This window comes from Pseudomonas sp. GW823-FHT02C02, from assembly GCF_058797635.1.
In genome coordinates, this window is the sequence record NZ_JBXAJV010000001.1 from 421,426 (window position 1) to 447,666 (window position 26,241).

Here is a 26,241-nt window from a genome sequence, read left to right on the forward strand (position 1 = left end):
GCACGCTGCGGGCGAGGAAGTCACCGTAGATCAATTGAAACCCAAAACTTTTCATTGTCGACCCAAGGCTGATGCGGGCGAGGCTTCTGCTGGCAGAAGACGATTATTATTGTATGCGTAACCCGATTCTACACAGCGTAAATAGGTTTGTCCGCCTTCTGTATCAAATCCCCTTTTTCCCTGCTCGCGCAAGGGGTTTGTTGCACAGGAAAATCCCCGCGAGAATCAGCCCGCCTCCCAGGCACATCGCCAGCGTCAACTGCTCGCCCAACAGTAACGCGCCGAGGATCACCGCCGTCAGCGGATTCAGGGCAATGAACACCCCCGAACGTGTCGCGCCGATTTGGCGAATGCCATCGTAATAGCCGATGTAGGCCAGCGCCGAGCCCAATACACCCAGGTACATCAGGCTCATCCATTGCTGCGGACCGAGGCTCATGAGCGCGCTGACACTCAGTTCACCCCGTATCGCACTTGCCACCCACAGCATCAGGGTGCCGAGCAGAATCGAATACGCCACCGTCTGCACCGGCCCCAGGGAGTGGTTCAGTTCTTTGGAGAACAGCGAGTAAATCCCCCAGCCGAGCACGCAGCCGAAAATCAGCAGGTCACCGATCCACGCGTCGGCGTTGTCGACCAGTAACTGCGGGTTGCGACTGACGATCACCAGGCTCGCCCCGGCGATACAGATCGCGATCCCGATAACCTTCGCCCGACTCAAGCGCTCCTTGAACAGCAGCCACGACGCCAGTCCGATCACGGCGGGATTCAGCACCACAATCAATGACGCTCGCGATGCATTGATGTAATGCAGTCCATAAAAGAAGCACAGGTTGTAGAAGAAGATGCCGAAGAACCCCAGGAGCGCCAGTTGCAGCCACTGCCCGGGGCTCGGCTTCGCCAGTGGTACGCGGGCCAGCAGCAAAAACAGCAGCAATGCCACGCTGGCCAGGAGGAATCTGAGGCTGGCGGCGAACAATGGGCTGAGGCTGTCCGCGAGAAACCGGCCAGCCACGAACGTCCCGCCCCAGATCATGGTAACGGCGGCGAGTTTCAAATAAACCGGTACATCCGATGAGGTTGTTTGCGCGTAAGCATTCATGAGGTGCAAGGACTTCAGTCAGGGAAGATGACGTATCATTCGACTAATGCATGATCATCGTAAAATGAGTAAAGACTCATGACCCTGACACAACTCGAGATTTTTTCGCTGGTCGCCGAACTGCGCGGGTTCACGGCGGCGGCCAATCGGCTGGGGATCTCCCAATCGGCGGTGTCGCATGCCTTGAAGTCGCTGGAACAGGAATTGGGTGTCGAGTTGTTCCGGCGCCACCAGTCCCAAGTCGAGCCGAGCGACATCGGTCTACAGCTCTTGTCGCGCGCCCGGGCCATGCTCGGGTTGGCCGACACCTTGCGCCAGGAAGCCGCCGACGCTCGCGGGATGAAGCGCGGCACCCTGCGCATCGGCTCGTTCGGCCCCACCTCATCGATCAAACTGCTGCCACAGATCCTGGCGCACTACCGCGCCGCTCACCCCGGTATCGAAGTGCACATCGACGAAGGTCCGGACCGGCAGATTATCCAGTGGCTGGAAGAACGACGAATCGATATCGGTTTCGTGGTGCTGCCCGAAGATCGCTTCGATACCTTCTCGTTGATCGAAGACCGGATGGTCGCGCTGTTGCCCTCCGATCACCCGCTGACCGGTCGCGACAGCCTGAGTTTGCGCGACTTGTGTCACGACCCGTTCGTGCTGACCGAAGCCGGGTCTTCGGAGCTGGTTTCACGGCTGTTCACGGCTGCCCGGCTGACACCGAACATCCGTTATCGCTGCTCGCAGCTGCTCAGCACCCTCGACACCGTAGGCCGAGGCGATGCCGTGACCGTGGTCGCCGAAGGATCGTTGCCCGACGACAACGACAGCCGCTACGTGAAAAAACCGCTGTCTCCATCCGTCAATCGGCAGGTAGGTCTGGCGGTGCTCGACCAGCGTCAGTCGTCGCCCGCAACGCTGGCGTTTATCCAAATGGCTTCAAACCTTGACTATCGTTGACCGGCATAAGTACTGACAGCCATCTATCATGCCCACTACCTGAACTCTTTTTTGGGAGGCGTGCCGTTGTCCTCCCTGCATTTGAGAGCCGTATCCCTTCGTCACAGGCTTTGTGAATGCCACTGAACGCCAAGACCCACAAACGCGGCAAACGAATGGCTGTAACCGTTTTGAGCGGGTTACTCCCGGTGCTGTTGGGGGTTGTCATTCTCTATATGCAGGCCGAGCGTGCGCTCAAGCAGAGCACCGAGCTGACGGCCGAAGAAGCCATCCGCCAATTCGAACTGATGCTCGACCGTAACGCCCAGGCGGCACGAGAACTGCTGCCGCTGGCCGGCCAAAGCTGCAAAGACGTCAAATTGGCCCTGCGTGAACAGGTCACCCGCGGTCCATTCGTGCGCGCGACGAATCTGGTGTGGGACGACAGCATTTATTGCAGTTCTTTGTTCGGTGACTACCACGAAAAGCTCAGTGCCGGCGACTACTCCAAAGGCCGGTTGCTACTGATGAAAGGCAACCTGGTCACGCCTGACACTGCGATACTGGTGTATCGACTGGGCGAAGGAAAACAGGGAGCTTTAAGTACGCTGGACGGTTATCACCTGAGCAACGTGCTGCGCATGATTGGTCGCAAGACGATCCTGTTGCTGCAAGTCGGTCCCAACTGGTTATCCGCCGACGGCAAGGTTCACGATGTCGCCCTTCCCGTCCCGCCCGTAGCCGAAAGCAAACTGACGTCCACGCGTTATGGCTTTACGGTCGCAGCCGGTTTCCCCGAGGGTGAAACCTGGCGCTACATGAACAGCGAGTACCCACCGCTGTTCAGTTTGCTGATCTTCTTCGGCGTGGTCTCGGGCGCAATCGGACATGTCCTGCAAAAACGCTCGTCGTCCCCCAGCCATGAAATGCAGCGTGCGCTGGAGGCAGGTGAGTTTGTTCCGTACTTTCAGCCCGTGGTGCATGGCGATACTAAAACCTGGTCCGGCGCCGAGGTGTTGATGCGCTGGAATCACCCGAAGGAAGGCCTGGTACGCCCGGACCTGTTCATTCCTTTTGCCGAGCATTCCGGGTTGATCGTGCCAATGACCCGCTCGTTGATGCGACACACCGCGGCGCTGTTGGCGCCTGCCGCTGCTTCGTTCGATGGGCCATTTCACATTGGCATCAACATCACCGCCAGTCATTGCAAGGACTTGGACCTGGTCGAAGACTGCCGGGAGTTTCTTAGTGCCTTCGCACCAGGGGCCATCCACCTGGTGCTGGAATTGACCGAGCGCGAACTGATTGAACCAACGGCCATTACGCACCTACTGTTCGAGCGGCTTCGCACCTTGGGCGTAATGATCGCTATCGATGACTTTGGCACAGGTCACTCAAGCCTCGGTTATCTGCGTCAGTTCAATGTGGACTTTCTGAAAATCGATCAGAGTTTTGTCGCGATGATCGGCGTTGACGCGCTTTCCCGGCACATTCTGGACAGCATTATCGAATTGTCGGCCAAGCTTGATCTGGGCATCGTCGCCGAAGGCGTGGAAACCGAGGAGCAAAGTGACTATCTGGCCGCACACGGCGTGAACTTTCTGCAAGGTTATTTGTTCGGTCGACCGATGCCAGGAGCCGAATTCATTAATGCATTAAGGCACCATTAACCTGCGGTTTAAGCGACGAGGAAACGAAGCAGCGCACCAAATTGAATCAAAAGACTACTGTAGTTACATGAAGAAAAAGACAGGATTTACTCTTGGCCAATTAACTACTACAATTTTTCATGCCTGCGCAAGATTGGCAGGTGAGCCACTATCACCGAGTCGCTTCAAGGCTCTTGGCTTATAGCTTTGTTTGCGGTTGGTATCAGCCAAACACACTATTGGAGTAATGAATTTGTCCAGACTCGCTGAATTTCGTGCCGCTGAGAAGGCCCTTCAAGAACAGCTCAAGCAGCTGGAATCGCTGAAGAATGATGCCGGGCTCAAGAAAGAAATCGAATTCGAAGAAAAGCTCCAGGGGCTGATGAAAACCTACGGCAAAAGCCTGCGCGACATCATCGCCATCCTCGATCCGAACCCGGCAAAATCCGGTCTGCAGGCAGCAGCCCCTAAAACCCGTCGCGCCCGTGTGGTCAAGGTTTATCACAACCCGCATACCGGTGAGCTGATTGAAACCAAGGGCGGCAACCACCGTGGCCTGAAAGCCTGGAAGGAACAATACGGTGCCGCCACCGTAGATTCCTGGCTGCGAGGCTAAGCGCTCGCGGTGATAAACAAGCCCTGCCAATGCAGGGCTTTTTTTATGGCCGGCCTCTCAATGCAACGAGGGGAGTCGTTCAACTCGCTACTTGCCGACTAAACTTTATGCTTAATCCGTTAGGGTATCTAAAGATTTCAGATCGCGCTGAAATCTGCAGTCACGCAAACCCGCAACTAAAGTTTCAAGCTGTTACGAGCCGCCGCAATTTCATCCTCACTTGCCTTATAAGCCTCGGCCTGCCCCGCGTAGGAAAGAACATAGGCCTTATCGGCATCCACCGCTGCGACCAATGTTTGCGACAGCACATGTCGACCATTCTGCGTAATCGTGCAGGTAGTTTCCAATCCCGATAAGCGGCTCAAGGTCGCCGGATGAATTTTGTTGCAGACACTTTGATAGCCGCCTTGAAAGAAGTCCTTCTGCACCGACTTGCGCATTTCCAGCAGCACACCCTCCAGATTGACCTGATGACCGCTTTCTACTTGAGTCATGGTCAATTCCATCACCATTACCGGCGTGCCGCCTTGGTCGACTTTCACCGCGCGCTGTCGGGAAACCCCTGGTTTGGCATCATCTTGCGGAACGGCTTCCACCTCCCAGCCCTTCGGCCAAGTCACCACCGGTGCATCCGCTTGAGCGCTGGCGACACCTGACAACAGGAAAATCAGGACCCACGTCGATTTACAGAATCGGATCATTGCAATGAGCACTCACGGATTGAACCGTAAAGTCTGAGCCTCACCCGTCCGTCAGGCAATAGCAGACTCTTAGCGTTTGGTGATGTCCCAGCCCTTGCGTATCATTGTCGCCATTCGTTAGCCCCACTTATTTTCCGGAGGGCCCATGAGCCTGCACGAATTGAACACTTTCCCCGGCGTGACTGCTCAACCTGACACCGCCACCCAGAAGTTCGTCTTCAACCACACCATGCTACGGGTCAAGGACATCACCAAGTCCCTGGATTTCTACACGCGCATCCTGGGTTTTTCGCTGGTGGAAAAACGCGACTTCCCGGAAGCCGAGTTCAGTCTGTATTTCCTGGCGCTGGTTGATAAAAACCAGATTCCGGCTGACGCCGCCGCCCGTACCGAATGGATGAAATCGATCCCTGGCATTCTCGAACTGACCCACAACCACGGCACCGAAAACGACGCGGATTTCGCCTACCACAACGGCAACACCGACCCGCGCGGCTTCGGCCATATCTGCATCTCCGTGCCGGACATCCGTGCGGCGTGCGAACGTTTCGAAGCGCTGGGCTGCGATTTCCAGAAACGCCTGAACGACGGGCGCATGAAGAGCCTGGCCTTTATCAAAGACCCGGATGCGTACTGGGTCGAGATCATCCAACCGGCACCGATGTAAAAAATTCGCTGCCACTGATCGTTCCCACGCTCTGCGTGGAATTCAGCCACGCAGAGCGTGGGAACGATCAGTATCACGCACACAAAAACCCCATGATCGCTCATGGGGTTTTGTGTTTCAGCGTTGGTGTTTAAGCCGGCGCGGAGGTGCGGATCAGGTGATCGAATGCGCTCAGCGAAGCCTTGGCGCCCTCGCCCACTGCAATCACGATCTGCTTGTACGGCACGGTGGTGACGTCACCGGCAGCGAACACGCCCGGCATCGACGTTTCACCACGGGCATCGACGATGATCTCGCCGCGAGGCGACAGCTCGATGGTGCCTTTGAGCCAATCGGTGTTAGGCAGCAAACCGATCTGCACGAAGATCCCTTCCAGCTCTACGTTACGCAGCTCGTCAGACTGACGATCCTTGTAACGCAGGCCATTGACCTTCTGACCGTCGCCCAACACTTCAGTGGTTTGCGCACTGGTGATCACGGTGACGTTCGGCAGGCTGTGCAACTTGCGTTGCAAGACCGCGTCGGCGCGCAGTTGTACGTCAAACTCCAGCAACGTGACATGAGACACGATGCCCGCCAGATCGATGGCCGCTTCGACGCCGGAGTTACCGCCGCCAATCACCGCCACGCGCTTGCCTTTGAACAGCGGACCATCACAGTGCGGGCAGTACGCCACGCCTTTGTTGCGGTATTGCTGCTCGCCCGGGACGTTCATTTCACGCCACCGCGCACCGGTCGCGAGGATCACGGTCCTGGCTTTCAGGGTCGCGCCACTGGCGAAATGGACCTCGTGCAACTCACCGTTCTTGCCCGGCACCAGTTTGTCGGCACGTTGCAGGTTCATGATGTCGACGTCGTATTGCTTGACGTGTTCTTCCAGCGCTACTGCCAGTTTCGGGCCTTCGGTTTCCTGCACGGAGATGAAGTTCTCGATGGCCATGGTGTCGAGCACCTGTCCACCAAAACGCTCAGCCGCCACACCGGTGCGAATGCCTTTACGAGCAGCGTAGATCGCTGCCGAAGCACCGGCCGGGCCACCGCCGACGACCAATACGTCAAAGGCTTCCTTGGCGCTGATTTTCTCGGCCTGGCGCTCGATGCCGCTGGTGTCGATCTTGGCGAGGATTTCTTCCAGGCCCATGCGGCCCTGGCCGAAGTTCACGCCGTTGAGGTAAATGCTTGGCACGGCCATGATCTGACGATCATCGACTTCGGCCTGGAACAACGCCCCGTCGATGGCGACGTGGCGGATGTTCGGGTTCAGTACCGCCATCAGGTTCAGCGCCTGGACCACGTCCGGGCAGTTCTGGCAGGACAGCGAAAAGTAGGTCTCGAAGCTGAAATCGCCTTTGAGCGAACGGATCTGTTCGATCACTTCAACACTGGCCTTCGAAGGGTGGCCGCCCACTTGCAGCAAGGCCAACACCAACGAAGTGAATTCATGGCCCATCGGGATGCCGGCAAAACGCAGGCTGATATCGGCACCCGGGCGATTGATCGAGAACGATGGCTTGCGTGCATCGTCACCGTTATCTAACAACGTAATCTGGCTGGAAAGACTGGCAACGTCTTTCAGGAGTTCGAGCATTTCCTGGGATTTCGCACCGTCGTCGAGGGAAGCAATGATCTCGATCGGCTGGGTGACCCGTTCCAGGTACGATTTCAACTGGGCTTTAAGATTGGCGTCCAACATACGGGCGATTTCCTTTTACTTGAGACGAAAAAAACGCCCGAGCGAATCTCGCCCGGGCGTTTTTGAGGGCGGTTGCAGCTTACTGAGGTGCGGAAACCCGCCCTGATAGTGCTTTCACAGACTTAGATCTTGCCGACCAGGTCCAGGGACGGAGCCAGAGTGGCCTCGCCTTCTTTCCACTTGGCTGGGCAAACCTGGCCTGGGTGAGCAGCGACGTACTGGGCAGCCTTGATTTTGCGCAGCAGCTCGGAAGCGTCACGGCCAACGCCGCCATCGTTCAGTTCAACGATTTTGATCTGGCCTTCAGGGTTGATCACGAAGGTGCCACGGTCAGCCAGGCCAGCGTCTTCGATCAGCACGTCGAAGTTGCGGGAGATAGCGTGAGTCGGGTCGCCGATCATGGTGTACTGGATTTTGCCGATGGCTGGCGAAGTGTTGTGCCAGGCAGCGTGGGCAAAATGGGTGTCGGTGGAAACGCTGTAGATCTCGACGCCCAGTTTCTGGAACGCGTCGTAGTTGTCAGCCAGGTCTTCCAGTTCGGTCGGGCAAACGAAGGTGAAGTCGGCTGGGTAGAAGAACACGACAGACCACTTGCCTTTCAGGTCAGCGTCCGACACTTTTACGAAGTCGCCATTTTTGAAGGCGTCAGCTTTGAACGGTTTAACTTGGCTGTTGATGATAGGCATCGATGACTCTCCGTCAGGGTTGAAAAGTTTGGTTGAGAAGTTGATGGGGTGAATCCTACCCACTCGATCGCCGCCTGGCTCATTGGCAAAGCTCATGCTGCTGATTGGTTTTCGCTATTAGCGGACAGTATTAATAGAAGAAAACGGTATCTAGCTCACCAATGGCTTTTCAGCGACTCGCGCCATCCCGAGAAACGGGCTGACTTCAACATAGCGCATGGCTGACTTCACATCCTTCCAACCCACATAACTCATCAACGATTTCAGATCCCAACCACTCTGATGGGCCCAACTGGCAAAGCCGCGGCGCAGGGAATGGCTGGTGTAGTGGTCCGCCGAAATGCCGGCACGTTCCAGGGCCTGACGCAACAAAGGGATCACGCTGTTGGCGTGCAAGCCCTCCTCGCTCAAGTGACCCCAGCGGTCGATTCCGCGAAACACCGGCCCGCGGACCAGCGCAGCTTCCGTGATCCATTGAATGTAGGCGTTCACTGGGCAGAGGCGCTGCAGGGCCGGGGTCTGGTAAGTCTTGCCGACGTTCTCGCGATCGCTTTTGCTGCGGGGCAGGTAGAGGGTGATGCCTGAACTGGCGATCGCCTGCACGTGTTCGATTTGTACGCGGCACAATTCATCACTGCGAAAGCCACGCCAGAAGCCCAGCAAGATCAGCGCGGTGTCACGTTTGGCGCGAAGCAATCCTGGCTGATCGTTTTGCGCCTTGGCGGTTTTGGCCTCCTGTTCCAGCCATGCCACCACTTGCTCCAAATGTTGAAGCTGCAATGGCTCGGCCTGTTTCTCCTGGGCCGGGTGCAGCGCCCGTATGCCCTTGAAGACCTTGCGCACCACCGGCGACTTGGTGGGGTCGGCGAATCCTTGGCTGTTATGCCACTGCGCCAGCGCTGACAAACGCAACTTCAACGTATTGATCGACAGCACGCCCGCATGGGCCACCAGATAACGCGCCACGCTGTCGCTCGTCGCAGGCAGGAAACCACCCCAACTGACTTCGAAATGCTCGATGGCCGCCCGGTAGCTGCGACGCGTGTTGTCGCGGGTGGCGGCTTGCAGGTAGCGATCCAGATCGGTCATGGGCTTATCTCTCGAAAACGTACCGCTTTGGTGAAGTAAAACGTGTAACACGGCGTATCACGCAGGGTAATACCAGTATATCCCGCCTCAACAACTTACATTTTTTATCTTTTTGTTGATGATGGTACACTGCGTACTTTAGTGGCATGTACCACAGTACGAAATCGTAGGAGAAGAAATGGCTCGTGGCGGCGTAAACAAAGCGGTGGTGCAGGCGGCACGTTTGGCAATCCTTGCCCGTGGCGAAAACCCCAGCATCGATGCAGTACGGATCGAGATGGGCAATACCGGCTCAAAAACCACCATTCACCGCTATTTGAAGGAGCTGGACGATGGCAGCGAGCGCGCCGAAACTCCCTCTGAACCCATCGATGATGAGCTCGCAGGCTTGGTCGCGCGTCTGGCGCAGCGCCTCAAGGAGCAGGCGCAAGAGCCCATCGACCAGGCACGCGCGCAATTCGATCAGCAACGGAAGGAACTGGAAATCCAGCTGACTGAAGCCCGGCAAGCCAACACTGAACTGCACCAGCAATACGAAATTCAAAGCCTGGCCCTGACTCAAGAATCCGAAGCGCTGCACGAAACCCGCGCCATGCTGCAGACCGAGCAAACCCGCAACGCCGGATTGAACCAGGCACTGGCCGATTTCGATTTACGCTTGCAAGACAAGGATGTGCAGATCCGCTCACTGGAAGAAAAGCACCTGCACGCACGCGATGCACTGGAACACTACCGCAACGCCATCAAGGAACAGCGCGAGCAGGAACAGAGCCGCCACGAAGGCCAGTTGCAACAGATTCAGATGGAATTGCGCCAGGCCCAGCAAAGCGCATTGGTGCGTCAGGACGAAATCACTCAATTGCACCGCGACAACGAGCGCCTGCTCACTGAGAACCGTGGAACGCTACGCGAACTTGGGCTGCTACAGGAGCAACTCAAACACACCCACAGCCGCCAGGATCAACTGCTGGAGCAGGTCAACCGCATCGACAGTGAGCGCACCCTCCTCCAGGAACGCTTGCGTGCCGCGCTGTTGGAAAGTCAGTCGCTCAAGCAAAGCGTCGACGAGCAGTCGCAGATAAACAAAGCGCTGGAAATCGATTTGCTCAAGACTCAGGCGAGCCTCGACGAAAGCCTGCGCCTGGCCGCTGTCATTGCAACAGCGCCAGACGCATCAGAGAGTGAAAAGAGCGATTAACCGGCAACCGGCGTGCGCATGGTGACGAACTCTTCGGCGGCAGTAGGATGCACGCCGATGGTTTCGTCGAAATCGCGCTTGGTCGCACCAGCCTTCAAGGCAATCGCCAAGCCCTGAACGATCTCACCGGCATCCGGCCCGACCATGTGGCAACCCAAAACCTTGTCGGTCTTGGCATCGACCACCAGCTTCATCAGCGTGCGCTCCTGGCACTCGGTCAGGGTCAGCTTCATCGGCCGGAAACGGCTTTCGAAAATCTGCACCTCGTGGCCCGCTTCGCGCGCATCTTCCTCGCTCAAGCCGACAGTGCCAATGTTTGGCAAGCTGAACACGGCGGTCGGGATCATCTTGTAATCCACCGGACGATATTGCTCAGGCTTGAACAAGCGACGCGCCACGGCCATGCCTTCAGCCAACGCGACGGGGGTCAGCTGGACACGGCCGATCACATCGCCAAGCGCCAGAATCGACGGCTCCGCAGTCTGATACTGATCATCGACCGCGATGAAACCTTTCTTGTCGAGTTTGACGCCGGTATTTTCCAGCCCGAGGTTGTCGAGCATCGGCCGGCGACCGGTGGCGTAGAACACACAATCCGCTTCCAGCTCGCGACCATCCTTGAGCGTCACCTTCAGGCTGCCATCGGACTGTTTATCGATGCGCTCGATGTCGGCGTTGAATTGCAGGTTCATGCCGCGCTTGGTCAGCTCCTCCTGCAAATGCTTGCGTACCGCACCGTCGAAGCCGCGCAGGAACAGCTCGCCGCGATACAACAACGTAGTGTCGGCGCCCAGCCCGTGGAAGATCCCGGCGAATTCGACAGCGATGTAACCGCCGCCCACCACCAGAACGCGCTTGGGCAACTCTTTGAGGAAGAACGCCTGGTTGGAACTGATCGCGTGTTCATGCCCCGGAATCTCCGGGATCTGCGGCCAGCCACCGGTCGCAATCAGGATGTTTTTAGCGGTGTGACGCTCGCCATTGATTTCGACGGTGTTCGGGTCGACGATCTTGGCGTGGCCTTCATGCAAGGTCACACCGCTGTTGACCAGCAAGTTGCGGTAAATGCCATTCAGGCGATTGATCTCGCGATCCTTGTTGGCGATCAGCGTCGCCCAGTCAAACTTCGCTTCACCCAACGTCCAGCCAAAGCCCGAAGACTGCTCGAAGTCTTCAGCGAAGTGCGCGCCGTAGACCAGCAATTTCTTGGGCACGCAGCCGACGTTCACGCACGTACCACCCAGGTAACGACTTTCAGCCACAGCCACTTTCGCGCCAAAACCGGCAGCGAAACGCGCAGCCCGTACACCGCCGGAACCGGCGCCAATTACATAAAGGTCAAAATCGTAGGCCATTTTCAATCTCCTCGGCAGGCAACCAGCATACCCGCAGACGTCCGTTGGGCAAGCGCTGCAAGCGATATCGGGGGGCGGCAAATGAAAAAGCCACCCGAAGGTGGCTTTTCAATACAAGCAGGTCAAGCGCTATCAGTAAGCCTTGCCAGTCTTGTAGAAGTTCTCGAAGCAGAAGTTGGTCGCGTCGATGTAGCCTTCAGCGCCACCGCAGTCGAAACGCTTGCCTTTGAACTTGTAAGCCATGACGCAGCCGTTCTGGGCTTGCTTCATCAGGGCGTCGGTGATCTGGATTTCACCACCCTTGCCTGGCTCGGTTTGTTCGATCAGGTCGAAGATGTCCGGCGTCAGGATGTAACGACCGATGATCGCCAGGTTCGACGGTGCATCTTCAGGCTTTGGCTTCTCGACCATGCTGTGAACACGGTAGATGTCATCGCGGATCATCTCACCGGCAATCACGCCGTACTTGTGAGTTTCTTGCGGATCGACTTCCTGGATGGCAACGATCGAGCAGCGGAACTGCTTGTACAGTTTGACCATCTGGGTCAGTACGCCGTCGCCTTCGAGGTTGACGCACAAGTCATCCGCCAGCACCACGGCGAACGGTTCGTCGCCGATCAGTGGGCGACCGGTCAGAATCGCGTGGCCCAGGCCTTTCATTTCGGTCTGGCGGGTGTAGGAGAACGAGCAGTTGTCGAGCAGCTTGCGGATGCCGACCAGGTACTTCTCTTTGTCGGTGCCCTTGATCTGGTTTTCCAGCTCGTAGCTGATGTCGAAGTGGTCTTCCAGGGCGCGTTTGCCACGACCGGTGACGATGGAGATTTCAGTCAAACCAGCGTCCAGTGCTTCTTCGACGCCGTACTGGATCAGTGGCTTGTTTACCACCGGCAGCATTTCTTTGGGCATGGCTTTAGTCGCTGGCAGGAAGCGAGTACCGTAACCGGCTGCTGGGAACAAGCATTTCTTGATCATATAAGTCCTTGAAAGGGCTGTGTGTACGAGTTTCGGCGCAGTCTAATCAGGCGGAGTGCACCTTACAATGCCCCGCGCTGGCTAACCGATGCCATCATAGAGAAATATTCCCGCGGATAGTTCAATCCGCATTTTCACGCGGTCAAATCAGCGTAGCTCAAAGAGGCCGACAAACTCGACCACCATACGCTTATCGTCCCCCAATGCGAGCATTTGCCGGTATCATGGCAACTTTGAACCAGTGAACGAGACAGATAGATGACCGTAGCAAAAATCATCAACGGGTACACGGTCGACAAAGGAAAAGATGGCCAGTGGCGCATTACCGCCGCCAATGGCGAAGATGTTTCCGGGCCGTTACCCAGCGAAGCGATGGCGATTGAAGTGGCGTCGGTGTTCGACTACACCCACCCCGCGCCGAAGCGACGCGGCAAGAGTCAGGACTGATATCCTGCGGCACTCGCAGAGCCCTGCCATTGAGCAGGGCTTTTTTGTGGTCAGGTACAAACAAGTGGCCATTCGCTATAACCTTTTGCTGCCTGCGCTGTCACAGGCTTAGCCCCATCATCCTGACGACGACAACGACATGACTAAATTTTTGCCCCTGATTGCAATCCTGGCCCTGAGCGGCTGCGCCACTTCCGAGAAAATGTACCTGAACAACGGAGAGCAAGGCCTGGCAATCGACTGCTCCGGCGAAGCCAACTCCTGGGCCACGTGCTATGAAAAAGCCGATGCCTCTTGCGCGGGGACCGGCTACCGGATCGTCGGCACCGACGGATCGCCTTCCACCAAGGAAAGCGACAAAACCCTGGGGGTCGATGTCGGCAACTTCAAGAACCGCAGTGTCGTGGTGGTCTGCAAGTAGGGCGCCCTGCCCTACATGTGAATTTCCGCAAATTTGATTCCGAGACCACGCACGGTCTCGATCAAATCGTCGAGACGAGCAAACGACTCGACCTCATCGTTATCATCCACCAGAAAATAGCTGCGCCCGGCGCTCTTCTTGAAAAACACGATCCATTCCCCCGGGTTCGCGGGATTTTGAATGACGTGGGTGGCAGAGATCAGTCCCTCTGCATGGCGTTCCTGTACCTGCTCTCGCTTCATGCTCGACTCCAGAAAAGACAATGCCGCCAAAGCATGACTTTGACGGCATCGGTGTGAACGGTGGCTAGTCTATCAGCCGGAAATGCAGGCGTTGGCGGCTTTCTGCACGTCTTTAGGACGCACCGGCACATTGGACATACGCTCATGCAGCTTTATACCACTGCCACCCGAACGGTCTTCGATGTCGAACACGGCTGCCGGGGCCGATGAAAATTTCGCCGGCACGATGACGCGCATCCCGTCCTTGGTTGACTCCAGTTGCAGGGCGCCACGACTGTCGGCCAGTTTTTCGACCAGGCATTGCGCGTATTCATTGGGCTTTTTGCCTGAGATCACGTTCATGGTAGGCAACGTCTCATTAATCTCCGAGACATTCGCACAGCCACTCATCACCAATGCCAACGGCAAGGCCAACACACCCCACTTCATACAAAACCTCCGATAAAGACCCTCCGACAGCACAAATGCTGATTTTCTCCGAGGCTCGCTGCGTTTATCGCTCATAGAATTCCGAATAACTGTTTTTAATTGTCAAAGCGAACCTCGACGACCGGATAATAACCTGTTCGGGCTGATAAACTGCGCCAATCGCCCATGCTATCGTTTTGATTTTGTAGAAAAAGCCCTTCTGGAGGCGCCTCATGAAATTTATCCACCAGCGCGAGCACCTCAACGAAGACGACATCGTCGTCATCCAGTGCTCCCAAACATGCAACATCCGCTTGATGAACGACGCCAACTTCCGCAGCTTCAAGAACGGCGGCCGTCACACTTACCACGGCGGTGCGTTCGATACTTTCCCGGCCCGGATTACTGCACCGAGCACCGGTTTCTGGAACATCACCATCGACACGGTCAACCGCCGTCCGATCAGCGTGACCCGCAAACCGACCCTGACGCACTCGATCAAGATCATCCGTCGCTCCAGCACGAAACTGAGCTGAGTGACGCTCCCACACGAATAAAAGCAGGTATGACCGTGGCCCAAACGACCAAGTACGTCATCAAATACAAACTCAACGGCGAACGCCGCTTCGAATTTGCCCAGCTCGAAAAAGGCACTGAAGAAGAAGCCAAAGCCGCGCTGGACGCCATTCATGGTTCGAGCGACGACGTCATCAGCGACATTGCCGTCAGCAAAGCACTGTAACGCGACCCGGCACCCGGAGCGACAACATGGACGTCATGCTCCGCGCCCGTCTTGAATTCGACCGCAAGCGCCGGAGTGTTCACTCCCTTGGCGCCCCTTAAACTGGCCTCCTCGACCTTTGGTTAAGGAGTCAGAACATGTCTACCTCCCCGATTCGCTACATCAGCGGCACTTCCAGCCTAGGCGTCTTGTTGCTGGCGTTCAGCGCCGAGGGCCTGTGCGCGTTGCTGCTCGGTGAGGACTTGATCACGCTCGAACGCGATCTGGCGCGGCGTTTCCCTGGCCCGCCACCGCCGCAGCGCGATGAAGGTTTGATGCCGGCCCTGGAGCAAACCCTGCGCCACCTCGAAAACCCACACACCGCACTCGATCTCCCACTGCACCTGAGCGGCAGCGTATTTCAACGGGGAGTCTGGGAAGTCCTGCGGAAAATCCCCGTCGGTGAAACCGCCAGCTACCGTGATATCGCCCAGCGTCTGGGTCAGCCCAGCGCTTCCCGGGCGGTAGCGAATGCCTGTGGAGCCAACCCGGTGGCCGTTATCGTGCCTTGCCATCGGGTGCTGCGCCAGGACGGCAGCCTCGGCGGTTATCGCTGGGGACTGGAGCGCAAACGGCAGTTGCTGGATCGCGAGGCTCAGCGATGAGCGAGCAAACCTTCGATGCGCTGGACTGGGCAGCCCTGGGGCAACAAATCGATCAGGATGGCTGCGCTGTCATCAAGTCGCTGTTGAGTGCGCAGGCGTGCGATGACGTCAGCGCGCTCTATGCCCAGTCAGCGCCCTTCCGCTCTCAAGTGATCATGGCGCGACACGGTTTTGGCCGTGGCGAGTACAAGTATTTCAACTACCCCTTGCCGGACACAGTCGCCCGCTTGCGCAGTGCGCTCTACCCTCGACTGGTGCCGATCGCCAACCGCTGGTATGAATGCATGGACTTGCCGACCCGTTTCCCCGCAACCCACGAAGCGTTCCTGCAACGCTGCCATGCCGCCGGTCAGGAACGCCCGACTCCGTTATTGCTGCAATATGGCCCGCAGGACTACAACTGTTTGCATCAGGATCTGTACGGCGAACACGTGTTCCCGCTGCAGGTGGCGATTCTTCTGTCGGAACCGGACGAAGACTTTACCGGCGGCGAGTTTGTACTAACTGAACAACGCCCGCGGATGCAGTCACGCCCGCAGGTGATCCGCCTGAAGAAAGGCGATGGTCTGATCTTTGCCGTGAGTCAGCGACCGGTCAAAGGCGTTCGCGGCTATTACCGAGTGACCATGCGTCACGGCGTGAGTCGCCTGCACAGCGGAAAACGGCATACCCTTGGAATCATCTTTCACGATGCGTTATGACCCCATGAGCCCGACCACTTTCGATCTTTTTGCCGATGCCGAACCCGAGCAGGAGCCCAGACGTGAGCAGATCGGTGAACAGTCCTTCGTCTTGCGCGGCTTTGCCCTGCCCCGGCTCGATCGATTGTTGCCAGCACTTGAAGCGGTTCTGGCGGCCGCTCCGTTTCGGCAGATGGTCACCCCCGGCGGCTTTACCATGTCGGTGGCCTTGAGCAGTTGCGGCACCTGGGGCTGGACCACCGACCACAGCGGCTACCGGTATACGCGCAATGACCCACAGACCGGACGCCCCTGGCCCGAGATGCCCGACGTGTTTTTCGAACTGGCACAAGCGGCGGCACGCGAAGCGGGATTTGCCGGGTTTGTCCCTGACTCCTGCCTGATCAACCGCTATGTCCCCGGGGCCAAGATGTCATTGCACCAAGACAAGAACGAAGGTTCCTACGCCGCACCGATCGTGTCGGTGTCATTGGGATTGCCGGCCATGTTCCTGTTCGGCGGGTTTGAACGAAGCGATAAAAGCCAGCGTGTACCGTTGCTGCATGGCGATATCGTGGTCTGGGGTGGCGTCGATCGTTTGCGTTATCACGGCGTGCTGCCGATCAAGGACGGCCATCACCCACGCCTGGGTGAACAACGGATCAACTTCACCTTTCGAACCGCCGGATGAAGCCCTCGAATTCAACCGCAAGACTCGGAGTGCTGTGGTGTCGGGGGCTTGTTAATCTGAAAAAAAACGGGTCAACGGACATGAAACCATGACAACTCATTCGACCAGGATTGCCACCGAGGACGATCCTCGCTGGGCCGCCGTCGTTGCACGGGATCCCGGTGCCGACGGGCAGTTTGTCTACGCCGTGAAAACCACCGGAATCTATTGCCGCCCCAGCAGCCTGGCGCGCTTGCCGAAACCGCAGAATGTCGAATTTTTCGACACGGCAGAACAAGCCCTGGCGGCGGGCTATCGTCCCAGCAAACGGGCCACGAAGGATCAAAGCGATGTCGCCGCACAACACGCAGCAACCGTCGCTGTCGCCTGCCGCCACATCGAATCCGCCGAAAATCCGCCTGCGTTAAATGAGCTGGCGCAGGCAGCAGGCCTAAGCAGCTTCCATTTCCACCGCGTATTCAAAGCCGTGACCGGGCTGACACCCAAGGGGTACGCCACCGCCCATCGTTCCCGCAAAGTGCGCGAACGCCTGGCCGACGGCGGCTCAGTCACCGACGCCCTGTATGACGCCGGTTTCAACTCCAACAGCCGCTTCTATGAATCGGCCGATAAACTGCTGGGCATGAAGCCGGGGGATTACCGCGCGGCGGGCCAGAACAACGACATTCGTTTTGCCGTTGGCCAGTGTTCCCTGGGGGCCATTCTGGTGGCGCAAAGTGAACGCGGTGTTTGCGCGATCCTGCTGGGGGATGATCCGCATCAACTGGTTTGCGACCTGCAGGACAAGTTTCGGCGTGCGAATCTGATTGGCGCCGATCACGCGTTCGAGCAGTTGATTGCCAAGGTTGTCGGTTTTATCGAAGCCCCGGCAATTGGCCTGGATTTGCCGCTGGACGTGCGCGGCACCGCTTTTCAAGAGCGGGTCTGGCAGGCGCTGCGGGAGATTCCTGCAGGCAGCACCGCCAGCTACGCCGATATCGCTCAGCGTATCGGCGCGCCCAAAGCCGTGCGCGCCGTGGCTCAGGCCTGCGGCGCGAACAGTATTGCAGTGGCGATCCCGTGCCACCGCGTGGTACGCAGCGACGGCAACCTCTCGGGCTATCGCTGGGGCGTCGAGCGCAAGCGTCAGTTGCTGGAACGCGAAACCGTATAATCAGCGATTCACATCGACCACCACCCGCCCGCGCAATTGCCCGGCGAGCAAGCGCGGTGCGGCGTCGATGGCTGCGCTCAAGCCGATTTCATGGCTGATCAGTGGCAGCAATGCGAAGTCCAGATCCTTGGCCAGCCGATTCCAGGCTTCCATCCGCTTGGCTTTGGGCTGGGTCACGCTGTTGATCCCGGCCAACGTCACGCCACGCAAAATGAACGGCGCGACGGAGGCCGGGAAATCCATGCCTTGTGCAAGACCACAGGCGGCGACCGTGCCATTGGCCTTGGTGCTGGCGCAGGCGTTGGCCAGCGTGTGGCTGCCGACCGAGTCGATCACCGCCGCCCAGCGTTCCTTGGCCAGCGGTTTGCCCGGCTCGGACAGAGTGACGCGATCAATGATCTCGCTGGCGCCCAGTTGCTTGAGGTAATCGTGCTCGGCGGTGCGGCCCGTGGACGCTACGACTTTATAGCCAAGCTTGCTCAGCAGCGCGATGGCGAAACTGCCTACGCCGCCGTTGGCCCCGGTGACCAGGACTTCGCCCTGCTCAGGCGTGACACCATTATGTTCCAGCGCCAGGATGCACAGCATCGCCGTGTAACCGGCCGTGCCGATTGCCATGGCTTGAGCCGCGGTGAATTCCTTGGGCAGCGGGATCAGCCAGTCGCCCTTCAGACGTGCTTTTTGTGCGAGCCCGCCCCAATGCCCTTCGCCTACGCCCCACCCATTGAGCAAGACCTGGTCACCGACCTTGTAGTCCGGATGCTCGCTGACTTCGACCGTACCGGCCAGGTCGATTCCCGGCACCATGGGGAATTTCCTGACCACCGGGCTGCTGCCGGTGATCGCCAGGCCATCCTTGAAGTTCAAGGTGCTGTACGCGACCCGCACCGTCACATCGCCCTCGGGCAGTTGATCGTCATTGATCTCTTGCAGTGTGGCCCGGTAACCGCTGTCGTCTTTGTCGATCAAAATACCTTTGAACATCATTGCCTCTCAATGCAATCGATCCGGTTGTGGGGGCATTGAAATACCACAAAGAAACATCTCGCCGTACAAGACTTTAGCCAAACCTACGATGCACCGAGCGCTACCATGACGTGCGGTTACGCCTTTTTTTAAGGCCCTTGAATAACGGAAAACGTCCCGGATACAAAAGTCGACTGGCTCTGCATCAACCATTGCTGGTAAAAAACCGGTTCCATCCGCCGGAGAATCATTGAAATGAGCCAATGGCCAGACACCCGTATTCTTGACCTGCTCGGCATCGAACTGCCGATCATCCAGGCACCTATGGCCGGCGCTACCGGCTCGGCCATGGTTATCGCCGCGAGTAACGCTGGCGGCCTGGGCTCGATGCCCGCGGCGATGCTGAGCATCGAGCAGTTGCGCGAAGAGCTGAAGACGATCCGCCAACAGAGCCAGCGTCCGTTCAATATCAACTATTTTTGCCATCAGACCCCGGCCGCCGATGAGCAACGGGCTCGGGAATGGAAAAACCTGCTGGAACCGTATTATCGGGAACTGGGCGTCGATTTCGAGGCCCCCACACCGGTATCCAATCGCGCGCCGTTCGATAACGCCGCCTGCGAAGTGCTCGAAGAATTCCGTCCCGAAGTCGTGAGTTTTCACTTCGGCCTGCCGGAACAATCACTGCTGGATCGGGTAAAAGCCACCGGGGCGAAAATTCTTTCCTCGGCGACCACCGTCGAAGAAGCCGTCTGGCTGGAACAACATGGCTGCGACGCGATCATCGCCATGGGCTACGAGGCAGGCGGACATCGGGGAATGTTCCTCAGCGATGACTTGAGCAGTCAGGTCGGCACATTCGCCCTCGTGCCTCAGGTCGTCGATGCGGTGAAAGTGCCGGTGATTGCAGCGGGCGGGATCAGTGATGCGCGGGGGGTGGCGGCAGCTTTTCTGTTGGGCGCTTCGGCGGTGCAGGTGGGGACGGCTTACCTGTTCACGCCAGAGGCCAAGGTCAGCGCGTCTCACCACAAGGCGCTGCGCACGGCCAAGGAAAGCGAGACGGCGGTGACCAATCTTTTCACCGGCCGCCCAGCACGAGGAATCCTCAATCGGGTGATGCGCGAACTCGGCCCCATGAGCGATAAAGCCCCGGCCTTCCCGTTGGCCGGTGGTGCGTTGATGCCGTTGCGGGCCAAGGGCGAAGCGGATTTCAGCAATCTCTGGGCTGGGCAGGCATTCACGTTGGGCGTTGAAGTGAGTACGGCAGAGCTGACTCGGCGTTTGGCGGAGGAAGGTCTGGCCAAGTTGCTCCGTCGCTGAAGCACGCTGCTGTAGCCTGCTGCTCCAGGATCACGCAATTTCACAGACTCGGCTCCAACACATTCCGTTTGCGGGCATTACGCTATATATTTCGATATATAGCGTTTCACCCCCACGTTGCATTCGCCTATCACGGAGCCGTTTCATGCCCATGCGTGCCTCACGTTTTGCCCCGACCTGCCTCGCAAGCCTGCTCGCCGTCTTCGCGTTCGGCTCCGCTCAGGCAGGCGAAGTCCAGGTGGCCGTCGCCGCCAACTTCACCGCGCCGATCCAGGCCATCGCCGCCGATTTCGAAAAAGACACCGGGCATAAACTGGTCACCTCCGTTGGTGCAACCGGTCAGTTCTACGCCCAGATCAAGAATGGCGCGCCGTTCGAAGTGTTCCTCTCTGCCGACGACACCACCCCGCAAAAACTCGAAGCTGAAGGCGACACCGTCAAGGGTTCGCGCTTCACCTACGCCGTAGGCACGCTGGCACTGTGGTCAGCCAAGGAGGATTACGTCGATGCCAAGGGCGATGTGTTGAAAAGGAACGAATACAAGCACCTTTCCATCGCCAACCCGAAAGCCGCGCCTTATGGCCTTGCCGCCACTCAGGTGCTCGCCAAACTGGGCCTGACCGACAAGGTCAAAGACAAGCTCGTTGAAGGCCAGAACATCACCCAGGCCTATCAGTTCGTTTCCACCGGCAACGCTGAACTCGGCTTCGTGGCCTTGTCGCAGATCTACAAAGACGGCAAAGTCACCGGCGGTTCGGCCTGGATCGTCCCGGCCGACATGCACGACCCGATCAAACAAGACGCGGTGATCCTCAACAAGGGCAAGGACAACCCGGCCGCCAAGGCACTGGCTGACTACCTCAAGGGGCCCAAAGCCGCCGCCATTATCAAGTCCTACGGTTACCAACTCTAAATGACGCTGACGAGTGCCGACTTTTCCGCCATCTGGCTGACCCTGAAACTGGCGTCCCTGACGACGGTTATCCTGTTGATCATCGGCACTCCGATTGCGTTATGGCTGTCGCGCACCCGCTCGTGGTTGCGCGGCCCGGTCGGGGCAATTGTCGCCCTGCCCCTGGTCCTGCCGCCCACGGTGATTGGCTTTTATTTGTTGTTGGCGCTCGGCCCTAACGGTTTTGTCGGCCAATTCACCCAGTCATTGGGGCTCGGCACGCTCACATTCAGTTTTGCGGGACTGGTGATCGGTTCGGTGCTGTACTCGATGCCGTTCGTGGTCCAGCCGCTGCAAAACGCCTTTTCCGCCATTGGCACCCGCCCGCTGGAAGTGGCCGCCACCTTGCGCGCCAATCCATGGGACACCTTTTTCAGCGTGATTCTGCCGCTGGCTCGCCCCGGCTTCATCACCGCGGCCATTCTCGGTTTCGCCCACACTGTCGGCGAGTTCGGCGTGGTGCTGATGATCGGCGGCAACATTCCCGACAAGACCCGCGTGGTCTCGGTGCAGATCTATGATCACGTTGAAGCCATGGAATATGCCCAGGCCCATTGGCTCGCCGGGGCAATGCTGGTGTTCTCCTTTGCCGTATTGCTGGCGCTCTATTCCAGCCGTAAAACCAAAGCGGGCTGGAGCTGATCGATGATTCATATGCGCCTTAAACTGACTTATTCAGGATTCGCCCTGGAGGTGGATCTGCAATTGCCCGGCCGCGGAGTAACGGCACTTTACGGCCATTCCGGGTCAGGCAAGACCACGTGCCTGCGCTGTATCGCCGGTCTGGAGCAGGCCGAACAGGGCTTTATTCAGGTCAACGATGAAGTCTGGCAGGACAGTGACAAGAAGATTTTCGTACCGCCGCATAAACGTGCGCTTGGGTATGTTTTTCAGGAGGCCAGCCTGTTTCCTCACCTTTCGGTGCTGGCCAATCTGGAGTTCGGGCTGAAGCGCATCCCCAAGCAGCAACGCCGGGTTGACATGGCGCATGCCACTGAACTGTTGGGCATTGGTCATCTGCTGGACCGCCATCCGCAGCACCTGTCCGGAGGCGAACGGCAACGAATCGGCATCGCCCGCGCGCTGCTCACCAGCCCCAAACTGTTGCTGATGGACGAACCGCTGGCGGCGCTGGATAGCCAGCGCAAAAACGAAATCCTGCCTTATCTGCAACGCCTGCACGATGAACTCGATATCCCGGTGCTGTACGTCAGCCATTCACAGGATGAGGTCGCCCGACTGGCCGACCACATCGTCCTGCTCAGCGACGGCAAGGCGCTGGCCAGCGGACCAATCGGTGAAACCCTGGCGCGTCTCGATTTGCCCCTGGCGCTGGGCGACGATGCGGGCGTGGTGATTGAAGGCCATGTCAGCGCCTATGACCCGCACTATCAGTTGCTGACGCTGCAGCTGCCCGATACCGATCTGAGCATTCGCGTGGCGCACGCTCCGATGACCCAAGGCCAGGCGCTGCGTTGCAAGGTCCAGGCGCGGGATGTCAGCCTGAGCCTGCAAGGCGTCGAGCACAGCAGCATCCTCAATCGCTTGCCGGTGACGGTGATCAGCGAAATCGGCGCCGATAACGCCGCCCACGTGCTGATCCGCCTGAATGCGGCCGGCACACCGCTGCTGGCACGCATCACCCGCTACTCCCGGGACCAACTGGGCGTGCACCCCGGCCAGCAACTCTGGGCGCAGATCAAAGCGGTGGCCGTGCTGGCGTAAATTCGTCGGCACCACGGCGAATGGACGCGGTCAATGGCTGTACAGGCCCCCTGACTTCGTCGCCAAGGATTTTTTGCCATGCCCGATACCGCGCTGCCCGATGTGCTGCCACCCGACCTGCACTACGTCGACGACACGCAGCCTGGAATCACCCGCAAACGCTTGCGCGGCAAATTCTGCTACTTCGATCCTTCGGGCCAGTGCATTACCGATCCCGACGAAATCAGGCGCCTCAACGCCCTTGCCGTGCCGCCGGCCTATACCAATGTGTGGATCTGCGCCGACCCACGTGGTCATTTGCAAGCCACCGGCCGAGACGCTCGCGGTCGCAAGCAATACCGTTATCACGCGCGTTGGCGCGAAGTGCGCGATGCCGATAAATACTCACGCCTGCGGGACTTTGGCCTGGCACTGCCGAAGCTGCGCAAACAGCTTGAAACGCTGCTGGACGCTCCGGGTTTCAGCCGAGATAAAGTCATGGCCACCGTGATTACCTTGCTCGATGCGACGCTGATTCGGGTCGGCAACACGCAATACGCCCGGGAAAATCGCTCCTATGGCCTGACCACCCTGCGAAGCCGTCACGTCGAGGTCAACGGCAGCGCGATCCTGTTCCAGTTTCGCGGCAAGAGTGGTGTCGAACACCAGATCACCGTGAAAGACCGACGCCTCGCGCGAATTATCAAGCGCTGCCTGGAGATTCCCGGACAAGACCTTTTCCAATACCTGGACGAAAATGGCGAGCGACACACCGTTAGCTCCTCAGATGTCAATGCTTACCTGCAAACCCTCACCGGCGCCGACTTCACGGCCAAGGATTATCGGACATGGGCTGGGAGCGTCCTGGCGTTGTCGGTGCTGCGTGAGTTGCAGTGGGAGCCTGAGTCGGACGCGAAACGGCATGTGGTCGAGATGGTCAAGAACGTTGCCAGGCAACTCGGTAACACCCCGGCCGTGTGCCGCAAGTGCTACATCCACCCGGCGGTGCTCGAAGGTTTTATGCTCGGCGCCTTGGCCCAACTGCCGCGGCCGAGACTGCGTAAAGGTCTCAGGGCAGAAGAAGTCGGGCTCGCCATGTATCTGGAGAAAATGATCGCTGAGGCAGAATCGACAAAATGACCCGTCCATTTTTTGCACGATTGCAAAGAGCTTCTATAGTTGATGTGGACATGAATCAGCTGCGGTGACGCCATGGAAGACATTTTCGTTGTGAAGCGTTGCAACAAGATCATCATTCATGGCCGCCGGGCCGGAGAATCCGGCCACCCGCCACCCGACGCCGCCGTCTGGTATCGCATTGAAGATACCCGCACCCGTGGCTTTATCGGTGACGGCTTCGATCTTGAAGAAGATGCCCAACGTGAATGCCGGCAGCTCAATACCAGGTCACAAGTGACGGCCCGACAAGCCTGAAGTCCGGGTCTATACTGAAATCAGCTGAAGGACCAGCGACCCCATCGGCAGAAAGCTCGCACCCAGCGGGCTTTTTGCTGCTATTTGTCAGGTTTCTTGAACGGAGGTGTTTGCCATGTCCGAAAAAGAGTCCATCACCACCCTGCTTACCCTGCTCGACTCCCGCCAGGCTCGACTTGCCGCTGCGTGCAAGGAGATTGCCGATTGGGTAGACCATCAAGGAGGGCATCCGACAGCCCTCAGAATTCGTGACCGCCTGAACGACATTGAAAAAGACGCGCCACTGATTCGAAACACTCTGTCTTCGTTAAAACCTGTCGACCCGCCTCTTCCACGGTTCAGATGATTCGATCTGGGCGCGCGATTCAAGAACAGGGCCTGATCCAGGACGTGTGAACGGCGACTTGATCGTCAGCGCGTCCTTGCCTGTCTGATTATCTTTTTCTCCACACCCTACCTGGCCTGACGCCGGGATTTTTTGTGACTTCTTTTCACGTAACGTTCACAACACACACCCTACAGTGGGTTCACTCCTTTGATGAACCCCTTGGCCTGCCCGCATGCAGGCCATTTTTTTGCCCGCTGGGCAGCCAACGAACGTCTTCATTAGCTGGAGGTCAAACAGTCACACGTCACGAAGGAGACGTCCCATGGTCACTCACTTCAAAGTCAGCGGGCATCTGGCCTGCGGTCACAAAGGCAGCAATCTCACATCAACCAGCGAATTGACCCGCGTAAAGTGCAGAAGCTGCCGCAACACCGACGCGTTCAAGGACGCGCGCAAAGCCGAACGTAACGCAGCACGCCGTGCTGCGCGTAAGGCCAAAGTTACTCACACCGCCAATGACTGGCGCGCCGCCTGGGTACAACGGTTGACCGCCATGGCCGGACTGCAAAGGTTACCCCGTGGTTTTACCGGCCAGCCTTTCGTTTAAAAACTGCGCCAGGAAAGATCTCATGCGGGAGAGAACCTGCTCGCGATGAGGGCAGCACATTCAACATTGATGTGACTGACCTTCAACCATCGCGAGCCGGCTCGCTCTCACCGGGGGATTGGCCCTGACAGGTCTGTTGATGAGTCGCACGTGTTCAAGTTCGCCGGCTCCATGATTTCAGCGAGCGACATGCGCTTGAAGGCTTCAAACAAGCGCCGGCCCTCTTCGGGCGCACAAGAAATGGCCAGTCGCATAGTCGCTTCACCTAGCTGCCAGATCAGAAAGGCAGAATCAGCAACCCGCTGCGCATCGCTGCCTGGAAACACCCGCAGCATCGCATCGGCCAGCAAGCCGCCCGCCACACGACTCTCCTCCAGCTCCAACGCCAGCAACTGCTTGTCTGCCTGCATGCCTGACCAAATATCACGCATCGCAGGTTCGGCCTGAACGATCTCGTAATACTGATCCAGCAGGTCCGAATAGGCATCCGCCAACCCTTGCGCATCTTGCACCGTCACCAGCGCCTCTTCGATACAACGACGGCTTGCCGCGTTATAGCGCTCGGCCAGTGTGCGAATGACCGAGCTCTTGTCAGGGAAGTACTGATAAAGCGATCCGATCGAGATCTCCGAGCATTCGGCAATTTCGCTCATTTTTACCTGGTCGCTGCCCTTGGTTGCGATCAGTTGCGTCGCCACCGCCAGGATTAGCTCCTGCCGCTCGCGACTGCGTTGTTGCGTGGGATTGCGGCGGGTCGGCTCCGTAACAGGTTGCTCGAGCCCGGTGGCAGCTTTCTTTGGCACTGGCGTGATTCCGATCAATAACATGACAAGCACTCACCTTA

The 26,241-nt window shown here is 58.1% G+C and carries 32 protein-coding genes; 21 read left to right on the forward strand and 11 right to left on the reverse strand.

Annotation, left to right across the window (positions count from 1 at the left end; genetic code table 11):
* Positions 1-163: 163 nt before the first annotated feature.
* Positions 164-1,102: a DMT family transporter gene (locus tag AC1ROI_RS01825; protein ID WP_102595496.1), complete on the reverse strand. Its 939-nt coding sequence runs from the start codon at positions 1,100-1,102 to the stop codon at positions 164-166.
* 78 nt (positions 1,103-1,180) lie between these two features.
* Here AC1ROI_RS01825 and AC1ROI_RS01830 point away from each other — a divergent pair, with 78 nt between their 5' ends.
* The 3 genes from AC1ROI_RS01830 (at position 1,181) to AC1ROI_RS01840 (ending at position 4,297) form a co-directional block, all read left to right on the forward strand.
* Positions 1,181-2,053 carry a LysR family transcriptional regulator gene (locus AC1ROI_RS01830; RefSeq protein ID WP_102595495.1) on the forward strand — a complete coding sequence of 291 codons (873 nt, stop codon included), beginning with the start codon at positions 1,181-1,183 and terminating at the stop codon, positions 2,051-2,053.
* Between the two features lie 116 nt (positions 2,054-2,169).
* On the forward strand, positions 2,170-3,702 hold the full coding sequence (locus AC1ROI_RS01835) for an EAL domain-containing protein (protein ID WP_102599419.1): 1,533 nt from the start codon (positions 2,170-2,172) through the stop codon (positions 3,700-3,702).
* 232 nt (positions 3,703-3,934) lie between these two features.
* Positions 3,935-4,297 carry a histone-like nucleoid-structuring protein, MvaT/MvaU family gene (locus tag AC1ROI_RS01840; protein ID WP_077747869.1) on the forward strand — a complete coding sequence of 121 codons (363 nt, stop codon included), beginning with the start codon at positions 3,935-3,937 and terminating at the stop codon, positions 4,295-4,297.
* Positions 4,298-4,473: 176 nt separating this feature from the next.
* Here AC1ROI_RS01840 and AC1ROI_RS01845 read toward each other — a convergent pair whose 3' ends face one another.
* A complete protein-coding gene (locus AC1ROI_RS01845; RefSeq protein ID WP_077747746.1) occupies positions 4,474-4,998 on the reverse strand; it encodes a DUF4946 domain-containing protein in 525 nt (174 codons plus the stop codon).
* Positions 4,999-5,143: 145 nt separating this feature from the next.
* Here AC1ROI_RS01845 and gloA point away from each other — a divergent pair, with 145 nt between their 5' ends.
* Complete coding sequence (gloA, locus tag AC1ROI_RS01850; protein WP_010460703.1) at positions 5,144-5,665, forward strand: lactoylglutathione lyase; 522 nt, start codon at positions 5,144-5,146, stop codon at positions 5,663-5,665.
* Positions 5,666-5,795: 130 nt separating this feature from the next.
* On the opposite strand, the gene ahpF is transcribed toward gloA, so the two are convergent.
* The 3 genes from ahpF to AC1ROI_RS01865 all read right to left on the reverse strand — a co-directional run bounded on the left by ahpF (position 5,796) and on the right by AC1ROI_RS01865 (position 9,133).
* On the reverse strand, positions 5,796-7,358 hold the full coding sequence (gene ahpF, locus AC1ROI_RS01855) for an alkyl hydroperoxide reductase subunit F (protein WP_083376636.1): 1,563 nt from the start codon (positions 7,356-7,358) through the stop codon (positions 5,796-5,798).
* Between the two features lie 122 nt (positions 7,359-7,480).
* On the reverse strand, positions 7,481-8,044 hold the full coding sequence (ahpC, locus tag AC1ROI_RS01860) for an alkyl hydroperoxide reductase subunit C (RefSeq protein ID WP_010460707.1): 564 nt from the start codon (positions 8,042-8,044) through the stop codon (positions 7,481-7,483).
* Between the two features lie 150 nt (positions 8,045-8,194).
* On the reverse strand, positions 8,195-9,133 hold the full coding sequence (locus tag AC1ROI_RS01865; protein ID WP_102594165.1) for a site-specific integrase: 939 nt from the start codon (positions 9,131-9,133) through the stop codon (positions 8,195-8,197).
* Between the two features lie 178 nt (positions 9,134-9,311).
* On the opposite strand from AC1ROI_RS01865, the gene AC1ROI_RS01870 reads away from it, so the two are divergent.
* Positions 9,312-10,331 carry a DNA-binding protein gene (locus AC1ROI_RS01870; RefSeq protein ID WP_102594164.1) on the forward strand — a complete coding sequence of 340 codons (1,020 nt, stop codon included), beginning with the start codon at positions 9,312-9,314 and terminating at the stop codon, positions 10,329-10,331.
* Here the strand turns inward: AC1ROI_RS01870 and gorA are convergent.
* Together gorA and galU are read right to left on the reverse strand one after the other, a co-directional pair.
* Positions 10,328-11,686, reverse strand: coding sequence for a glutathione-disulfide reductase (gene gorA, locus AC1ROI_RS01875; RefSeq protein ID WP_102594163.1), 1,359 nt, complete (start codon positions 11,684-11,686; stop codon positions 10,328-10,330). The genes AC1ROI_RS01870 and gorA overlap by 4 nt on opposite strands.
* Before the next feature lie 132 nt (positions 11,687-11,818).
* Entirely contained in the window at positions 11,819-12,658 is an 840-nt protein-coding gene (galU, locus tag AC1ROI_RS01880; RefSeq protein WP_010460715.1) for a UTP--glucose-1-phosphate uridylyltransferase GalU, read from the reverse strand.
* A gap of 258 nt (positions 12,659-12,916) precedes the next feature.
* Here galU and AC1ROI_RS01885 point away from each other — a divergent pair, with 258 nt between their 5' ends.
* Positions 12,917-13,105 (forward strand): hypothetical protein, encoded by a 189-nt coding sequence (locus tag AC1ROI_RS01885; protein WP_102594162.1) that lies wholly within the window; start codon positions 12,917-12,919, stop codon positions 13,103-13,105.
* A 139-nt stretch (positions 13,106-13,244) separates the two neighbouring features.
* Positions 13,245-13,526 carry a hypothetical protein gene (locus tag AC1ROI_RS01890; protein WP_010460719.1) on the forward strand — a complete coding sequence of 94 codons (282 nt, stop codon included), beginning with the start codon at positions 13,245-13,247 and terminating at the stop codon, positions 13,524-13,526.
* An 11-nt stretch (positions 13,527-13,537) separates the two neighbouring features.
* On the opposite strand, the gene AC1ROI_RS01895 is transcribed toward AC1ROI_RS01890, so the two are convergent.
* Both AC1ROI_RS01895 and AC1ROI_RS01900 read right to left on the reverse strand, forming a co-directional pair.
* A complete protein-coding gene (locus AC1ROI_RS01895; protein WP_010460721.1) occupies positions 13,538-13,768 on the reverse strand; it encodes a hypothetical protein in 231 nt (76 codons plus the stop codon).
* Between the two features lie 72 nt (positions 13,769-13,840).
* A complete protein-coding gene (locus AC1ROI_RS01900; protein WP_083376633.1) occupies positions 13,841-14,197 on the reverse strand; it encodes a hypothetical protein in 357 nt (118 codons plus the stop codon).
* Positions 14,198-14,409: 212 nt separating this feature from the next.
* On the opposite strand from AC1ROI_RS01900, the gene AC1ROI_RS01905 reads away from it, so the two are divergent.
* From AC1ROI_RS01905 to ada, 6 genes are all read left to right on the forward strand, one after another.
* Positions 14,410-14,712: a DUF1883 domain-containing protein gene (locus AC1ROI_RS01905; protein ID WP_007946189.1), complete on the forward strand. Its 303-nt coding sequence runs from the start codon at positions 14,410-14,412 to the stop codon at positions 14,710-14,712.
* Between the two features lie 29 nt (positions 14,713-14,741).
* Positions 14,742-14,918, forward strand: a complete 177-nt coding sequence (locus AC1ROI_RS01910) for a hypothetical protein (RefSeq protein WP_010460725.1) — start codon at positions 14,742-14,744, stop codon at positions 14,916-14,918.
* A gap of 137 nt (positions 14,919-15,055) precedes the next feature.
* Positions 15,056-15,562 carry a methylated-DNA--[protein]-cysteine S-methyltransferase gene (locus tag AC1ROI_RS01915; RefSeq protein WP_102594161.1) on the forward strand — a complete coding sequence of 169 codons (507 nt, stop codon included), beginning with the start codon at positions 15,056-15,058 and terminating at the stop codon, positions 15,560-15,562.
* Positions 15,559-16,263: a 2OG-Fe(II) oxygenase gene (locus tag AC1ROI_RS01920; RefSeq protein WP_102594160.1), complete on the forward strand. Its 705-nt coding sequence runs from the start codon at positions 15,559-15,561 to the stop codon at positions 16,261-16,263. Before AC1ROI_RS01915 ends, AC1ROI_RS01920 begins: the two co-directional genes overlap by 4 nt.
* Positions 16,253-16,933, forward strand: coding sequence for a DNA oxidative demethylase AlkB (gene alkB, locus AC1ROI_RS01925; protein WP_102594159.1), 681 nt, complete (start codon positions 16,253-16,255; stop codon positions 16,931-16,933). Before AC1ROI_RS01920 ends, alkB begins: the two co-directional genes overlap by 11 nt.
* An 88-nt stretch (positions 16,934-17,021) precedes the next feature.
* On the forward strand, positions 17,022-18,086 hold the full coding sequence (gene ada / locus AC1ROI_RS01930) for a bifunctional DNA-binding transcriptional regulator/O6-methylguanine-DNA methyltransferase Ada (RefSeq protein ID WP_083376632.1): 1,065 nt from the start codon (positions 17,022-17,024) through the stop codon (positions 18,084-18,086).
* Here ada and acuI read toward each other — a convergent pair whose 3' ends face one another.
* A complete protein-coding gene (acuI, locus tag AC1ROI_RS01935) occupies positions 18,087-19,070 on the reverse strand; it encodes an acrylyl-CoA reductase (NADPH) (protein WP_102594166.1) in 984 nt (327 codons plus the stop codon).
* A gap of 237 nt (positions 19,071-19,307) precedes the next feature.
* Here acuI and AC1ROI_RS01940 point away from each other — a divergent pair, with 237 nt between their 5' ends.
* From AC1ROI_RS01940 to AC1ROI_RS01975, 8 genes are all read left to right on the forward strand, one after another.
* Positions 19,308-20,372 carry an NAD(P)H-dependent flavin oxidoreductase gene (locus tag AC1ROI_RS01940; protein WP_083376631.1) on the forward strand — a complete coding sequence of 355 codons (1,065 nt, stop codon included), beginning with the start codon at positions 19,308-19,310 and terminating at the stop codon, positions 20,370-20,372.
* Between the two features lie 145 nt (positions 20,373-20,517).
* Positions 20,518-21,285, forward strand: coding sequence for a molybdate ABC transporter substrate-binding protein (gene modA / locus AC1ROI_RS01945; protein ID WP_102594158.1), 768 nt, complete (start codon positions 20,518-20,520; stop codon positions 21,283-21,285).
* Entirely contained in the window at positions 21,286-21,966 is a 681-nt protein-coding gene (gene modB, locus AC1ROI_RS01950; RefSeq protein ID WP_077747734.1) for a molybdate ABC transporter permease subunit, read from the forward strand.
* Positions 21,967-21,969: 3 nt separating this feature from the next.
* A complete protein-coding gene (gene modC, locus AC1ROI_RS01955; protein WP_010460742.1) occupies positions 21,970-23,049 on the forward strand; it encodes a molybdenum ABC transporter ATP-binding protein in 1,080 nt (359 codons plus the stop codon).
* Positions 23,050-23,127: 78 nt separating this feature from the next.
* On the forward strand, positions 23,128-24,168 hold the full coding sequence (locus tag AC1ROI_RS01960) for a DNA topoisomerase IB (RefSeq protein WP_102594157.1): 1,041 nt from the start codon (positions 23,128-23,130) through the stop codon (positions 24,166-24,168).
* A 72-nt stretch (positions 24,169-24,240) separates the two neighbouring features.
* The gene (locus AC1ROI_RS01965; RefSeq protein WP_010460745.1) at positions 24,241-24,462 is read left to right on the forward strand and encodes a hypothetical protein; all 222 of its coding nucleotides are present in this window, start codon (positions 24,241-24,243) and stop codon (positions 24,460-24,462) included.
* A gap of 115 nt (positions 24,463-24,577) precedes the next feature.
* Entirely contained in the window at positions 24,578-24,808 is a 231-nt protein-coding gene (locus tag AC1ROI_RS01970) for a hypothetical protein (protein ID WP_010460746.1), read from the forward strand.
* Between the two features lie 304 nt (positions 24,809-25,112).
* A complete protein-coding gene (locus AC1ROI_RS01975; protein ID WP_010460748.1) occupies positions 25,113-25,397 on the forward strand; it encodes a hypothetical protein in 285 nt (94 codons plus the stop codon).
* Positions 25,398-25,504: 107 nt separating this feature from the next.
* Here AC1ROI_RS01975 and AC1ROI_RS01980 read toward each other — a convergent pair whose 3' ends face one another.
* Positions 25,505-26,224 carry a TetR/AcrR family transcriptional regulator gene (locus AC1ROI_RS01980; protein ID WP_102594156.1) on the reverse strand — a complete coding sequence of 240 codons (720 nt, stop codon included), beginning with the start codon at positions 26,222-26,224 and terminating at the stop codon, positions 25,505-25,507.
* Between the last annotated feature and the right edge of the window lie 17 nt (positions 26,225-26,241).

Coding starts and splice junctions, on each gene's coding strand:
- AC1ROI_RS01825 (WP_102595496.1), bottom strand. CDS start 1,102: ATGAATGCTTACGCGCAAACAACCTCATCGGATGTACCGGTTTATTTG.
- AC1ROI_RS01830 (WP_102595495.1), top strand. CDS start 1,181: ATGACCCTGACACAACTCGAGATTTTTTCGCTGGTCGCCGAACTGCGC.
- AC1ROI_RS01835 (WP_102599419.1), top strand. CDS start 2,170: ATGCCACTGAACGCCAAGACCCACAAACGCGGCAAACGAATGGCTGTA.
- AC1ROI_RS01845 (WP_077747746.1), bottom strand. CDS start 4,998: ATGATCCGATTCTGTAAATCGACGTGGGTCCTGATTTTCCTGTTGTCA.
- gloA (WP_010460703.1), top strand. CDS start 5,144: ATGAGCCTGCACGAATTGAACACTTTCCCCGGCGTGACTGCTCAACCT.
- ahpF (WP_083376636.1), bottom strand. CDS start 7,358: ATGTTGGACGCCAATCTTAAAGCCCAGTTGAAATCGTACCTGGAACGG.
- ahpC (WP_010460707.1), bottom strand. CDS start 8,044: ATGCCTATCATCAACAGCCAAGTTAAACCGTTCAAAGCTGACGCCTTC.
- AC1ROI_RS01865 (WP_102594165.1), bottom strand. CDS start 9,133: ATGACCGATCTGGATCGCTACCTGCAAGCCGCCACCCGCGACAACACG.
- AC1ROI_RS01870 (WP_102594164.1), top strand. CDS start 9,312: ATGGCTCGTGGCGGCGTAAACAAAGCGGTGGTGCAGGCGGCACGTTTG.
- gorA (WP_102594163.1), bottom strand. CDS start 11,686: ATGGCCTACGATTTTGACCTTTATGTAATTGGCGCCGGTTCCGGCGGT.
- galU (WP_010460715.1), bottom strand. CDS start 12,658: ATGATCAAGAAATGCTTGTTCCCAGCAGCCGGTTACGGTACTCGCTTC.
- AC1ROI_RS01885 (WP_102594162.1), top strand. CDS start 12,917: ATGACCGTAGCAAAAATCATCAACGGGTACACGGTCGACAAAGGAAAA.
- AC1ROI_RS01890 (WP_010460719.1), top strand. CDS start 13,245: ATGACTAAATTTTTGCCCCTGATTGCAATCCTGGCCCTGAGCGGCTGC.
- AC1ROI_RS01895 (WP_010460721.1), bottom strand. CDS start 13,768: ATGAAGCGAGAGCAGGTACAGGAACGCCATGCAGAGGGACTGATCTCT.
- AC1ROI_RS01900 (WP_083376633.1), bottom strand. CDS start 14,197: ATGAAGTGGGGTGTGTTGGCCTTGCCGTTGGCATTGGTGATGAGTGGC.
- AC1ROI_RS01905 (WP_007946189.1), top strand. CDS start 14,410: ATGAAATTTATCCACCAGCGCGAGCACCTCAACGAAGACGACATCGTC.
- AC1ROI_RS01910 (WP_010460725.1), top strand. CDS start 14,742: ATGACCGTGGCCCAAACGACCAAGTACGTCATCAAATACAAACTCAAC.
- AC1ROI_RS01915 (WP_102594161.1), top strand. CDS start 15,056: ATGTCTACCTCCCCGATTCGCTACATCAGCGGCACTTCCAGCCTAGGC.
- AC1ROI_RS01920 (WP_102594160.1), top strand. CDS start 15,559: ATGAGCGAGCAAACCTTCGATGCGCTGGACTGGGCAGCCCTGGGGCAA.
- alkB (WP_102594159.1), top strand. CDS start 16,253: ATGCGTTATGACCCCATGAGCCCGACCACTTTCGATCTTTTTGCCGAT.
- ada (WP_083376632.1), top strand. CDS start 17,022: ATGACAACTCATTCGACCAGGATTGCCACCGAGGACGATCCTCGCTGG.
- acuI (WP_102594166.1), bottom strand. CDS start 19,070: ATGTTCAAAGGTATTTTGATCGACAAAGACGACAGCGGTTACCGGGCC.
- AC1ROI_RS01940 (WP_083376631.1), top strand. CDS start 19,308: ATGAGCCAATGGCCAGACACCCGTATTCTTGACCTGCTCGGCATCGAA.
- modA (WP_102594158.1), top strand. CDS start 20,518: ATGCCCATGCGTGCCTCACGTTTTGCCCCGACCTGCCTCGCAAGCCTG.
- modB (WP_077747734.1), top strand. CDS start 21,286: ATGACGCTGACGAGTGCCGACTTTTCCGCCATCTGGCTGACCCTGAAA.
- modC (WP_010460742.1), top strand. CDS start 21,970: ATGATTCATATGCGCCTTAAACTGACTTATTCAGGATTCGCCCTGGAG.
- AC1ROI_RS01960 (WP_102594157.1), top strand. CDS start 23,128: ATGCCCGATACCGCGCTGCCCGATGTGCTGCCACCCGACCTGCACTAC.
- AC1ROI_RS01965 (WP_010460745.1), top strand. CDS start 24,241: ATGGAAGACATTTTCGTTGTGAAGCGTTGCAACAAGATCATCATTCAT.
- AC1ROI_RS01970 (WP_010460746.1), top strand. CDS start 24,578: ATGTCCGAAAAAGAGTCCATCACCACCCTGCTTACCCTGCTCGACTCC.
- AC1ROI_RS01975 (WP_010460748.1), top strand. CDS start 25,113: ATGGTCACTCACTTCAAAGTCAGCGGGCATCTGGCCTGCGGTCACAAA.
- AC1ROI_RS01980 (WP_102594156.1), bottom strand. CDS start 26,224: ATGTTATTGATCGGAATCACGCCAGTGCCAAAGAAAGCTGCCACCGGG.